The organism is Pseudooceanicola nanhaiensis DSM 18065 (assembly GCF_000688295.1).
GTDB lineage: Bacteria > Pseudomonadota > Alphaproteobacteria > Rhodobacterales > Rhodobacteraceae > Pseudooceanicola > Pseudooceanicola nanhaiensis.
Window position 1 is genome coordinate 26,384 of the sequence record NZ_JHZF01000020.1, and the last position, 12,421, is coordinate 38,804.

The following is a 12,421-nucleotide window of genomic DNA, read 5'->3' on the forward strand; positions in this document are numbered from 1 at the left end:
ACCGTGCTCAAGACTAACGCGGCATGGCAGGAACAGCGTCCTGCCGCTCACTTCCGGACCCGCGCGCGCCACATATGTGTGGCCAGACAGGTCAACGGCCCGGTACCAGATGCAACGGGCCGCCGCAGATCGCTCCGCGGCAGGCCTCGAGGTTTTGTCCCGTCGAGCGGTTGTCGCTCAGGGCTTGTATCTGGAGTAGATCTCTTCCTGTGCCTTGGCCTCGTAGGCCTGCCACTGGTCTTCCGACCAGGTCCCGGTCCCGATCGTCTTCGACGATCCGGGTCCACTTCCCGACCAGGGCGATAAAACGGTCGGCGTCTTCCTCGGGCGTCAGGGCGCCACGATCCTTTCCGGTCGCGACCACACGGTCCCGATCTTTAACGGCCTGCGCGGCAACCGCATCGGCGTAGTCGGTTTCGCCCGGGCCGAACGTGATCCCCTTCTCCTTCTCCTTCACCTGTTCGATGACTGTGGCGTCGTCGGTCTCGTAGGCTTCGGCAATGTTGCGCATCATTCGCGGCATCCGGTCGAGGAGCATCTGCCGCTCGGCATCCGTCAACCCTTGCCAGGCGCCCGCATTGAAGTTGATCAGGACGCTGCCGTGGAAGGTGCCGAGCGCGGTCGTGTTGACCGATTTCACCATGTCCCAGAGAGGGTAGGTCTTGAGCCAGGGGATCGACCCTGCGACGCAGTCGAGGACGCCGCGCTGCATGCCCTCATACATCTCGGTCGTCTGCAGGTTGACAGGGCTGGCGCCCAGGGCCGCCATCAGCTAACCCATGCCGCCGGTCCCCCGCACCTTCTTGCCTTGGACTGCCTGGAAGCTGGACACATCGCCATCCTTGCACATCAGTGCATAAGGTGTGGTCGAATACATCATCAGCGGAACAATGTCCCGTTCGGTGTATTCGGCGAGGCAGTTCTGGCAAGCCAGCAGCAGGTTCTCGTTGATCGCGGCGGTCATCACTCGCGAATCCTTGCCCAGCGTGCCGAAGTCCGACAGGACGACAGAGTTGGGCAGTTCGGCAGGTGTATAGAAGTCGGCGATCATGCCCATGTCGATCGCGCTGTTGGACAGGGCCTTCAGCGTGACGCGAACCGACCCGAGCGCGCCGCCTGGCACGATGTTGATGGTCAGCTCACCGCCCGACGCCTTTGCGATGTCCTCGGCCAGCGGCGTGGCCACGGCCACCACGGATGGATGGATCGCCGGCAGGCCGATCCCGTAAACCAGTTCCTTGGCGAAAGCGCCGGTCCCTGGCTGGATCGCCAGCGCCGCAGCCGCCAGTAGGCTCAGTCTTCTTCTCGTGACATTAATCGGGTCCTCTCGTCGGCCCGAACGGGGCCAGGTGATTCAGGTTGCGGGACGATGTTCTTCCGACCGCCAGCGGGAAACCTGCGCGTGAAGCCCGGCCATCGTTGTACACGTATGTACGGGATTGGCATGGTCCTGCCTGCGCCTGACGTCCCCGCTTCTGCGGCACGAACTCCCCCTGCTTCTCCGTTGCGGGCGGGCGGAACGGGGAGTCCGCGCAGAGGTCAGGCCAGCTGACCGCCCGGGATCGCTTCAACTGTATCCGTTTTTCACCCCCGGTCCCAGGCCCACCGCATGGACAGGCCCGCGACCGGCCCGCATCCGGGATGCACATGGCCCGCGCGGCTCGGTGCGGGCGGCTTCAACCAGACAGGGGTACCATATGACGATCCGATACGACGGCAGGGTGGCGGTAGTGACCGGCGCAGGCGCCGGGCTTGGCCGGTCCCACGCGATGCTGCTGGCTTCGCGCGGCGCCAAGGTGGTGGTGAACGATCCCGGCGGCGCGGTGGACGGTGCCGGCGGCAACGCTGCTGTGGCCGATCAAGTGGTGAAGGAGATCCGGGATGCAGGCGGCATCGCGGTCGCCAACTATGCCTCGGTCGCCGACCGGGCCGGAGCCGCCTCTATCGTTCAGCAGGCGATCGCCGGCCCGGACGGTGCCGTCGCCGTCGACGCGCTGATGGTGCTGAACGTCGGCTTCTGCCGCGACGAACGCTGCAATGAGCGCGTCGAGCGTCGCGTAGCTGACCGAATTGCGACGCTCTGGCCGGTTGCGGGTCAGTACCGCGACTGCACCCTGGCGGGCGACCGTGACTTCGGGCCGGTCTTCCACCGTCAGACAATTCCGCTCAGGCGCAGTTTCTCGCGCGCACCTGCGTCGTAGCCCAGCCGTTCCAACAGTGTATCCGTATCCGCAACCATCAAAGGCGGAGCCGTTGTCGGGCCGATCGGCGTGCCCTAAAAATGCAGGGGATTGCCCACCAGGTCGATGGAACCGGCATGCGGGTGCGCCACGCTCCATTTCATGCCGCGCGCGACGTCTGCGGGTCGTCGAAAACCTACTGGAAATCGTTGATCGGCCCGCAGGGGACGCCCTCTTCGCACAGCGCCGCCAGCCATCGGGCGGTGTCGTCCGTCAGGAACAGCGCCTGGACCTCGGCGCTCAGCGCGTAGCGGCTGGCGATCCGGGGGGCCGTCCTTGAACCGCGGGTCGGCCAGAAACTGCGGCGCCCCGAGCGCGGCACAGAGCTTGCGGAACTGGTTGTCGTTGCCGTCGGTCAGCATCAGCCCGCCATCCCGGGTGTAGAACATCTGCGATGGCACGCTGCCGTTTCCCTGCGTGCCGCGCTGGAAAGGCACCACGCCCGAGGTCAGGTAGATCTGCGCACAGTGCGACATCGCTGCCACGCCGCTGTCATAGAGCGCAAGGTCGACCTGCTGGCCGGTCCCACCGTTCGCATCCCGGTGATAGAGTGCCGCCGTGATCCCGATCACGGCATTCAGCCCGCACAGGATATCGACGATCGAGGGCCCGACCTTCATGGGTCCCGCGCCCGGCTCTCCCTCTGCGATTCCGGTGACACTCATCAGTCCGCACATGCCCTGGAAGACCGCATCGTAGCCGGGTTGCTGCGCATAGGGTCCGGTCTGCCCGAAGCCCGTGACCGAACAGTAGATCAGGCGGGAAAGTCCTTGTGCTGGCTCTCGAAATCGAGGCCGTAGCGCTTCAGGTCGCCGACCTTGTAATTTTCGAACAGGACGTCGCTCTCACCGGCAAGCCGAGGGACCGTCTCCTGCCCCCCGGGTTTCGAGATGTCGAGCGTCATGGACAACTTGCCGCGGTTGCACGACAGGTGGAAGAAATTCTCGGAACTCTGGCTGCCGTCGTCGTGGGTGATATAGGGCGGGCCGTAGTAACGCGCGTCGTCGCCCGCGCCGGCGCGTTCCACCTTGATTACCTCGGCGCCTAGGTCAGCCAGATACTGGCCGGCCCAGGGACCGGCAAGGATGCGCGACATGTCTAGAACGCGGAACCCCTCCAGCGGCCTGTCAGCCATTGTCGTCCCCTTCGACCGTCTGCTCAGTGCGTGCCATCGGTCCGGGCGTGGACCATCCGGGTGGGCGTGTATTCCAGCACCAGTTCGCCGCGCTGGTTCAGGACCCGGTTGCGGGTTTTGACGATCCCGGTGTGCGGGCGGCTCTTCGAGCGGCGCGCCTCCAGCACCTCGACCTCGCAATGCAGCGTGTCGCCGGCGACGGTGGGGCCGTGTACCTTGTATTCCATCTCGAGGAAGGCGAAGCCGGTGTGCTGCATCGAGCACTGTACCAGCAGGCCCTCCATGAAGCAGTAGACCAGCGCGCCGGGCACGACCCGGCCCTTCAGCACCGACTCTTCCTCCTGGAACTCGTAATTCACGAACAGCACCTCGGTCATGCCGGTGCAGGTGACGAAGTTGATGATGTCTGCTTCGGTGATCGTCCGCCCGATGGTCTTGAACTGGCGACCGACAGTGGCGTCCTCGAAGAAGAGGCCGAGGCCAAGCGTTTCCATGTAGTGTCCTTTCATTGTCTCGCGTGGTCGCTCAGCGCCATCAGCGCAGGACGTTGCGCGAGATGATGTTGCGCTGGATCTGGTTGGTGCCTTCGATGATCTGGAGCACCTTGGCGTCGCGGAAGTAACGGTTGATTCCGTATTCGTTGGAGATGCCGGCGGCTCCGAAGAGCTGGACCGCATCGGTGGCCACCTTCATGGCAGTATCGGTCGAGAAACACTTGGCGATCGCTGCCATCTGACCCAGTGCGTGTCCTCTGACGCCTGCGTCCACGGCCGCCGCCGCCTGGTACACGAGCAGGCGTGCTGCCTGGGTCTGGGTTTCCATATCCGCGACCATCCACCTGATCCCCTGAAAATCGGCGATGGACTGACCAAAGGCATGGCGGTCCTTGATGAAGGCAACCGAATGATCGAGAGCGCCCTGGGCGCAGCCGACGGCTCGCGCACCGATGATAGGGCGGCTTTCGTTGAGCGCTGCCATGGCGACGCGAAAGCCCGTTTCCTCGTCGCCCAGCATCGCGGTGGCGGGAACGCGGCAATCCTCCAGGTAGACCGAATGCGATGGCACGCCGCGTGCGCCCATCTTATCCTCCTTGGGGCCAACGTTGAAGCCTGGGGTGTCGGTATCGACGATGAAGAGGTTGATCTTGCCGCGGTCGTCGCCCGTGCCGGTTCTGGCTGCCACCAGAACGAAATCCGCCATGCCCGAGTTGGTGCACCAGATCTTGTTGCCGTTCAGGACATAGTGATCACCGTCGCGCACTGCACGGGTCTTGAGACCGGCAAGGTCCGATCCGCTTTGCGGTTCGGTGAGGGAAATGGCGCCACGCAGGTCTCCTGCGGCAAGTCCGGGAAGGTATTTCTTCTTCTGTTCTTCGGTGCCGCCAGCCATGATGGCACCGATCGGCACCCACTGGACAAGCAGAAGATAGGCCGTGTTGTAGCAGACCCGACCGAATTCCTCGACAGCGACGCAGGCCGACAGCATCGAGTTCGCTCCGCCGAATTCCTCGGGGAAAGGCAGCAGGAACAGGCCCAGCTCCTTCAACATGTCGAACATGTCCTGCGGATACTCGGCCGTCCGGTCGATCTCCTGCGCGCGCGGCGCGACCTTCTCGCGCGCCACGCGACGGACGAGTTCCTGAACTTGCAACTGATCTTCGCCGAGAGTGAAATGGGACAATTCGGTTTCCTCTTCGCCTGCTGTACCGGTGCGCAGGCAGATCTGCGCTTTCGGCAAGGATGTCTGGGCTGCCGTCCCGCCCTCAATCGGACGGAAACGGAATCACACGGATGTGCGAGTTGGCGGCGCGTTTCAGGGTGCGATGACGGCGCGGCCGTTGCCGATGACGGTCACTCCGCGTTCGGGCACGCTGACCCGGAAGCTCGCCACCGGACCATCGACCCAGATCTCGGTGCGGATCGTCTCTCCGGGGTAGGCGGGGGCGGTGAAGCGGCCTCGAAGCCCGGTCATCCGGGCCGGGTCATAGCCGCAGACCTCTTTCAGCACCGCGTGGCCCGCGACGCCCCACGTGGCCACCCCATGCAAGATCGGGCGGTCGAAACCCGCCTTCTTCGCGACATCGGGATCGGCGTGCAGCGGGTTCATGTCCGCGTTCAGGCGATAGATCAAGGCGATCTGGTCGACGGTCGGGAGGTCGCTGACGATGTCGGGCTCGCGGTCGGGCAGGGGGTGCGGCGCATCGCCAGGCTCCCCGGCTGACCCGCAGCCGCCATCCCCCCGAGCAAAGGTGGCCTGCCGCACTCGCGCCAGCACATCGCCTGTTGCCTTGTCGGTGATCTCGCGTTCGGCAAAGGTCAGCGCCCCGCGGCCTTCGCCCTTGTCGGAGACGCCCGTCACCCGGGTCTTGCCGATCACGGTCGCCTCGGGCGGCAGCGGCTTCAGCGCCGCGCGGTCCGAGATGTCGACCTTGTAGAAGTCCGCCTGTCCGCCGTCCGTCCCGATCTCGGTCACTACAGCGGCGCCAGCTGCCTCGTTCATGTCGAAGATGCCGACCTTGCTGCCTTCCGCTGCCAGGCGTCTCGCTGTGGCCCGTCCGATGCCGCTGGCGCCCCCGGTGACGATGACTGTCCTGCCTTCCAATCCACGCATGCGCCCAACTCCGTTTCGTGTCGCTGTTTGCGCCTGAATCTAGGCGACACCCCGGGACCGAGAAACCGAAGGCCGGCATCATGGTCAGGCATCGCACATACCTGCGGAATCCAACTCTTTTTCATATCGAGAGACCTGGAGGCCAGGCAGCTTCCGACCAGGCGGATCGTAGCGGTTTGTTAACCTCTTGACCTTTTCGTCTCTCAACGTTCACAATAGCGCACGCCATTCTATATGTCGCATTTGGGAGGAGACGATGTTGGATGAGAGGGCGGCGGCCACTGGCCGTCAGAACCATGTGGTCAAATCGGTCGCCAGAACACTGGAGTCCCTTGAACTCTTTGATGAATTGCGGCGGCCGGTGAGCATCGTCGAGGTGTCGAACCACCTGGGCTACCCGCAGTCGAGCACCGCGGCACTGCTCAAGAGCATGGTGTCCATGGGCTTCCTGATCTACGACCGGAAGAATCGCACCTACTTCCCGACCGATCGCGTCCCGCTGATCGGCAGCTGGATGAGTCCGGCGCTTTTTGCCAATGGAACGCTGCTGCACCTTGTCGACACCGTGGTCGAGCGCAGCGGACTCCTGTGTCTGCTGGGGGCGCAAAACGGCGACCAGGCACTCTACTATCATGTGAAGATGCCGCCGAAGCCGCTGACACACCACATCGCAGTCGGTACTCGGAGGCCGCTCGGCACTTCCGGGGTCGGTCACGTCCTGCTATCCACCATGCAGGACGACGAGGTCCGAAGGATGTACCGTCGTGTCAATGCCTACCGCTCCGACGGATCGGAAGCGATCGACATCCCGAAGCTGATCTCTTCTATCGAGGATGTGCGCAGCAAGGGCTACTTCGTCTCCATCGACCAGGTGGTCCGGGGCTCGGGCCTGATTGCCATGCTGGTGCCGCGCGAATGCACCGACCGGCCGCTGGCCATCGGGCTGGGCGCGCCGACGACAACGATCCTCGAGCGCAAGCTGGAACTCGTCGCCATTCTGCGCGAAGAGATCGACCGCCACTTCGGCCGTTACGTCGCCATCGCCGCACGGCGGAAGGCGCCGGAGTTCCAGCTGCCGAACGGACGCAAGATCCGCGCCGCCGGAATGCGCTGAGACCGATGCGCGACGGTCGCGGGGCGATCAGCCCCGCGGCTCGATCACGGCATCCAGGGCCACGACGCCCCGGCCCTTCTCCAGGACCAGCACCGGATTGAGGTCAATGCTTTCGACCCCTTCGGCATTCGCGGCGGCAAAGATCGACACATCGCGGAGAAGTCGTGCCAAGGCCTCGGTATCGGCGGGCGCCGCGCCGCGATAGCCGTCCAGCAGGGGCCAGGACCTGATCCGGCGGATCATCTCCCGTGCAGTGCTCAGGTCGAACGGAGCCGTCTGGAAGGTCACGTCGGGCATCAGCTCGACCAGGACACCACCTAGGCCGAACATCACCACCGGCCCGAAGACGGCATCGCTCACCGTTCCGACGATCACCTCGATCCCCTTGGGGGCCATCGGCGCCACGAGGATGCCGTCGAGCCGGGCGCCCGGTGCCTTGTCCCGCACATTGCGGGACAGGCGGTCAAAGGCGTCGCGCACGGCGTCGGCGCCGGCGACGTTCAGGGCCACGCCCCCGATCTCGGTCTTGTGCTGGATATCGGCCGAGGCGACCTTCATTGCCACCGGGCCCCCGGCTGCCTCGGCCGCCGCCACCGCGGCCGCCGCGTCCTGCGCCAAGACTTCGGTCAGGAAGGGAACGCCCGCCGCACCCAGCACCCGCTTGGCGGCATACTCCGACATCGGATCGCCGCCCTTGGCGAGCGTCGGCGAGGGCAGGAACGGGGCCACCGGCACTTCGCCCGCGAACACCCGACCGAAGTCCGTCAGCGCCCCCGCGATCTGCACGGCGCGGTCGGCGTCCTGATAGACGAGGAAGCCCATGTCCTTGTAGCTCTGCCGGATCTCCTTGGTCGCGCCCATGCACAGGACGACCAGCTTGTCGCGCTTCCCTTCCAGCCCGTTCAAGATCGCGTCACGGACCGGGATCGTATAAGCCTCGGCCGCGGGTGTCGTTGTCAGGAAGAAGACGATCATGTCGTATCCTCCTTCGTCGAGAACGATGCGGATGTTCTCGGACAGCAGCGACATGTCGTTCATCACCTGCGCGGTGGTGTCGATCGGATTGCCGACGGCGGCGAAGGGCAGCAGTTTCTTGAGTTTGCGCCCCGCCTCCTCTGGCATTGGCGCGACGTCGAGGCCATAGACTTCGGCCGCGTCGCACATCTGGACGCCGACGCCGCCCGACAGGGTGATGATGCCGACCCGGTTTCCCTTCGGCATAACGCCGTTCAGGCAGGCCTCGGCCAGGTCCAGCTGCTGGTCCGTCGTCCGTGTGCGGTACACGCCGTATTCGCGGAAGACGGCATCGTAGACGTCATCCGATCCGGCGAGAGAGGCCGTGTGCGACTGCGCCGCCCGGGTCCCCGCGGCCGAGCGCCCGACCTTCATGGCGATCACCGGCTTTCCCGCCGCGCGCGCTCGGGCCAGCCCCTCGCGGAAGGCCGGCCCCTTGCGGACCCCTTCGAGGTAGAGGGCGATGACCTTGACGTCGTCGCGCCCGGCCAGCCACGCGATGCATTCGCCCACCTCGAGGTCGGCCTCATTGCCGGTGGTGATCCAGTAATTGATCCCCAGGCCCCGCTGGCTGGCAAGATAGGCGATGTAGCCGCCGTAGGCGCCACTCTGCGAGACGACCGCGACACCGCCAGGGGGGGGCACGTCGCGGTCGATGGACTGCGTGAAGGTGCCGTAGAACCCGATCTCGGTCGCGAAGAGGCCGACGCAGTTCGGCCCGATCAGGCGGATCCCGCCCTCGCGCGCAACCGCCTGGATTTCCTCCTGCATCGCGGCGCCCTCGTCGCCCGCCTCGGCAAAGCCCGACGACATGATGATCGCGCCCTTCAGCCCGACCGCCGCACCCTCCCTCAGGGTGTCGGCCACCAGTGAGGCAGGAATGGCTAGGATCGCCACGTCCGGCGCCTCCGGCAGCGCGGACAGTGACGGATACGCCTTCATCCCCTGCACGACCTCACGTCTGGGATTGATGGGATAGATCCGCCCCTGGTACCCGCGCTCGATCAGATAGCGCAGCGGCCGCGCAGAGATGCGCGACGCATCGTCGGATGCGCCGACCACGGCGACCGATGAGGGGCGGAAGATCTTGTCGAGGGCGGGATCGGGAAAGGTCATGTGGTTCGCTTCGATGTTCAGGGGGCGCACCGGATGACCGGGCGCGTCGTTCTGAACCTCCGCGCGGAGCGGCGCCGCTGCACGAGCCCCGTTCCGCATTCGCGCATCTGTGTGGATTTCGGCCCTCTCCGCCCGGTCGCGGGCCGCCGGGCTTCCGGTCGGGGAACGCACGGGGCAGAAAGGCCCCCAACCGGCAGTCAGAGGAGAGAGCCATGTCCGACCAGACGGTATTGTACGAGGCCGCAGAGGGTATCGCGACGGTGACGCTGAACCGGCCCGACCGGATGAACTCGATCACCGACGAGATGACGATGGCGCTTCATGCCGCGATGCAGCGTGCCGACAGCGATCCCTAGGCCCGGGTCATCATCCTGACCGGCGCCGGCCGCGCTTTCTGTGCCGGGGGCGACATCGGCGGTTTCGGCGACAACGATTCGCGCAAGCTGCCCTACAAGCTTCCCCGGCCTTTCGACATGAACGAAAGGCCGGACTTCCAGTCCCGGCACCTCTACTTCCCGCAACTGCGCAAACCGGTGATCGGCATGATCAACGGCCCTTTGGCGGGGCTGGGCATGGCCTACGCGCTGTCCTGCCACGTCCGCTTCGCGTCGGACAAGGCCGTATTCACAACGGCCTATGCCAAGATCGGTCTGTCCGCCGAATACGGGACCGGATGGATGCTGCGCCAGGTGGTCGGCCATGCCAATGCGCTGGACCTGCTGCTGTCATGCCGCAGGGTCGATGCGGCCGAGGCGCGCGACATGGGCCTCTACAACAAGGTCTGGCCGGCGGACGAACTGGTCGAGCGCACCCGCGCCTATGCCCGCGACATGGCCAGCTCCTGCGCGCCGCGCTCGCTGCGCGCTGAAGCGGCAGGTGTGGGACGGTTCCATGCAGACGCTGCACGAAGCCACGATGTGGGCCAATCGCGACATGATCAAAGCCAACGCGTCGCCCGACTTCAAGGAGGGGGTGAAGGCCTTCGGCGAAAAGCGCAAGCCCGCCTTCCGGTCCATAGAGGAGGTGGACGAATGAGCCTGCCCGGACGCATGTCGGCGCTTGTCGTCCGCAAGTACGGGGACTGGCACGATGCCGCTGTCGAGACGGTCGCGGTGCCGGTCCCTGCCCCCGGCGAGGTCCTGATCCGGACCGAAGCCGCGTCGCTGAACTTCGCCGACCTGCTGATGATCGAGGGCGGTTACCAGGTGAAGCCCGACCTGCCCTTCGTGGCCGGGCGCGATGCCGCCGGCACGGTCGTGGCGATCGGAGAAGGCGTGCGCGACATCGCAGTCAGCGACCGGGTCTGCGCGCAGGCCTCGACGGGCGCATTCGCAGAATACGATAGTGCCGGGGACTGGGCCTGCACCAGGCTCCCCGACGGCATCGACCTGCGCGACGCCGCGGCCTGCGCCACCGCCATCACCACCGTCGTCGGGGCGATGAAGCTGCGCGCCGACTTCCAGCCCGGCCAGAGCGTGATCGTGACCGGCGCCGCGGGCGGGGTGGGGTCGATGGGGCTGCAATATGCGCGCCTGCTAGGAGCGGACCCGATCGCCGTCGTCTCTTCCGCCGCCAAGGCGGACGCGGCGCGCGAGATGGGCGCGGCGGCCGTCGTCGTGACCGGAGACATGGCCGACCCGCAGCGCGAGATCCGTGCGGCGCTCAAGGACCAGGGTTTCGGCCAGGTCGATGCCGTGGTCGACATGGTCGGCGGCACGATCGGCGAAGCCGCGCTGCGCTGCATCCGCCCGGGCGGACGGTTCGTCATCGTGGGGTTCGCCAGCGGCGACCAGCCCAAGCTGACCCCCGGCTACCTGCTGGTGAAGGACGTCATGGTCTTCGGCTCGTCTCTGGAGCGGCTGATGCGGGCCCGCGATCCGGCGCTGACCGATGGAATGCGCGAGGCCTTCGCCGCACTCGCCGATGGCCGGCTCCGCGCACAGGTAGACGCGGTGCTGCCGCTGTCGCAATTCCACGAGGGGGCGGAGCGGATGGCCGGGCGACAGGCCATCGGCAAAGTCGTGTTCGGCACCCGGGGGCGACACCTTCAGGCGATGGAGCGGTATTCCTTGACGCCGGGGGCGTTGTAGAAGAACCGCACGTTCTCCGGCGGTCCGTCATGACCGATCGCAGCCGCCACATCGTCCAGCACGACATTGGTGATATGCGGCAGCTTGAAGTTGCGCGCCTCGTCGAGCGGGATCCACTGGAGATAGGACAGCTCGCTGTCCGCCCGAGAGAAGTCGTCCGGATCGGTCTTCAACAGGGCGGCATCCGCCATGAGGAAGCGGGCATCGAACCGTTTGGGCAGGACGGTCGGCGTAATCGCCCGGAACAGGTAGGTCAGCCCCTCGCCGGTCGGCCGGTGGCCGGTGGCGGCAAAGGTCTCCCACCCTTTCGGCGGCGTGGTGTCCCAGCCCCCGGGCGTACCGAGGATCAGGCCCGTCTCTTCCCACAATTCGCGGATCGCCGCAGCAACCAGGCCGCCGGTCAGGTCCGGCTCGGCGTCGTGTCGAGCGAGGCGGGCGAGGCAGGTGGCATTCATTGGAGCAGCCAGCGGAACGGTCCAGTCGGACTTGTCCACGGCACCTCCCGGAAAGACGAAGCGCGACGGGAAGAACGACGCCGTCGCACCGCGCTGGCCCATCAGCACCTGCGGACGGGTCTCGCGGTCGCGAATCAGGATCAGGGTCGCCGCGTCCCGGGGAATTGCGGGCACTTCCGGTTCGGGGCCATCGAGGTTTTCCATTGTCTGCTCCTGCTGTTAGACCTGCCTTGCGGTCGCTGGCCGCCCGGGGATCGGGCGACCGTCATGGCTGGCGAGCAGGCCGGGGACGGCCTGCCGAAGTCTTGTTGTTACGGGTGGTATCTCGAGAAGATCTCGTCGTTCAGCTTCTGCTCATATGCGTCCCATTGCGCCTCGGTCCAGGTGCCTTCTCGAATATCGGCGACGATACCCGTCCACTTCGTCACGATCTCCGCGAAGCGGGTCACATCCGCTTCCGGTGTCTTCGCCCCACGCTCGAGCGCGGCCGAGATTACCCGGGCCTTGTCGTTCTCCTGTTGAGAGAGAATCCCGGCCTTGAGCCCGTCATCGGCCGGGCCGAAAGCGACGCCGCGCTTGGTGGCCTCCTCGATCGCCGCCAGATCGTCCTGAAGGTAGACGCGTCGCCTCAAACATGGTCGATCCCT

10 protein-coding genes and 2 pseudogenes are annotated in these 12,421 nt (G+C 65.8%); 4 read left to right on the forward strand and 8 right to left on the reverse strand.

Annotated features, from left to right (window positions below):
• Positions 1 to 91: 91 nt before the first annotated feature.
• Positions 92 to 1,354: pseudogene (locus tag Q344_RS26640) on the reverse strand (C4-dicarboxylate TRAP transporter substrate-binding protein).
• Positions 1,355 to 1,697: 343 nt separating this feature from the next.
• Here Q344_RS26640 and Q344_RS24810 point away from each other — a divergent pair.
• Positions 1,698 to 2,201 carry an SDR family NAD(P)-dependent oxidoreductase gene (locus Q344_RS24810; RefSeq protein ID WP_028288667.1) on the forward strand — a complete coding sequence of 168 codons (504 nt, stop codon included), beginning with the start codon at positions 1,698 to 1,700 and terminating at the stop codon, positions 2,199 to 2,201.
• A gap of 74 nt (positions 2,202 to 2,275) precedes the next feature.
• On the opposite strand, the pseudogene Q344_RS26500 reads toward Q344_RS24810, so the two are convergent.
• The 4 genes and pseudogenes from Q344_RS26500 to Q344_RS24820 all read right to left on the reverse strand — a co-directional run bounded on the left by Q344_RS26500 (position 2,276) and on the right by Q344_RS24820 (position 5,985).
• Positions 2,276 to 3,375 (reverse strand): annotated as a pseudogene (locus Q344_RS26500) (CaiB/BaiF CoA transferase family protein).
• A 23-nt stretch (positions 3,376 to 3,398) separates the two neighbouring features.
• Complete coding sequence (locus tag Q344_RS0122250) at positions 3,399 to 3,869, reverse strand: MaoC family dehydratase (RefSeq protein ID WP_036540381.1); 471 nt, start codon at positions 3,867 to 3,869, stop codon at positions 3,399 to 3,401.
• Between the two features lie 40 nt (positions 3,870 to 3,909).
• A complete protein-coding gene (locus Q344_RS0122255) occupies positions 3,910 to 5,112 on the reverse strand; it encodes an acyl-CoA dehydrogenase family protein (protein ID WP_211249947.1) in 1,203 nt (400 codons plus the stop codon).
• Positions 5,113 to 5,187: 75 nt separating this feature from the next.
• Positions 5,188 to 5,985 (reverse strand): SDR family NAD(P)-dependent oxidoreductase, encoded by a 798-nt coding sequence (locus tag Q344_RS24820; protein ID WP_084178548.1) that lies wholly within the window; start codon positions 5,983 to 5,985, stop codon positions 5,188 to 5,190.
• A gap of 256 nt (positions 5,986 to 6,241) precedes the next feature.
• Between Q344_RS24820 and Q344_RS24825 the strand changes: the two genes are divergently transcribed.
• Positions 6,242 to 7,099 (forward strand): IclR family transcriptional regulator, encoded by an 858-nt coding sequence (locus Q344_RS24825; RefSeq protein ID WP_084178549.1) that lies wholly within the window; start codon positions 6,242 to 6,244, stop codon positions 7,097 to 7,099.
• Between the two features lie 27 nt (positions 7,100 to 7,126).
• Here Q344_RS24825 and Q344_RS0122270 read toward each other — a convergent pair whose 3' ends face one another.
• Complete coding sequence (locus Q344_RS0122270; protein WP_028288670.1) at positions 7,127 to 9,229, reverse strand: acetate--CoA ligase family protein; 2,103 nt, start codon at positions 9,227 to 9,229, stop codon at positions 7,127 to 7,129.
• 212 nt (positions 9,230 to 9,441) lie between these two features.
• Here Q344_RS0122270 and Q344_RS26510 point away from each other — a divergent pair, with 212 nt between their 5' ends.
• The gene (locus Q344_RS26510) at positions 9,442 to 9,585 is read left to right on the forward strand and encodes a hypothetical protein (RefSeq protein WP_211249948.1); all 144 of its coding nucleotides are present in this window, start codon (positions 9,442 to 9,444) and stop codon (positions 9,583 to 9,585) included.
• Positions 9,586 to 9,600: 15 nt separating this feature from the next.
• Positions 9,601 to 11,319 (forward strand): enoyl-CoA hydratase-related protein, encoded by a 1,719-nt coding sequence (locus Q344_RS24835; RefSeq protein WP_268238701.1) that lies wholly within the window; start codon positions 9,601 to 9,603, stop codon positions 11,317 to 11,319.
• Here the strand turns inward: Q344_RS24835 and Q344_RS24840 are convergent.
• Both Q344_RS24840 and Q344_RS0122295 read right to left on the reverse strand, forming a co-directional pair.
• Positions 11,277 to 11,978, reverse strand: a complete 702-nt coding sequence (locus tag Q344_RS24840; RefSeq protein ID WP_051631001.1) for an NUDIX hydrolase — start codon at positions 11,976 to 11,978, stop codon at positions 11,277 to 11,279. The genes Q344_RS24835 and Q344_RS24840 overlap by 43 nt on opposite strands.
• A gap of 107 nt (positions 11,979 to 12,085) precedes the next feature.
• Positions 12,086 to 12,406, reverse strand: coding sequence for a hypothetical protein (locus Q344_RS0122295; protein ID WP_028288671.1), 321 nt, complete (start codon positions 12,404 to 12,406; stop codon positions 12,086 to 12,088).
• Positions 12,407 to 12,421: the final 15 nt, after the last annotated feature.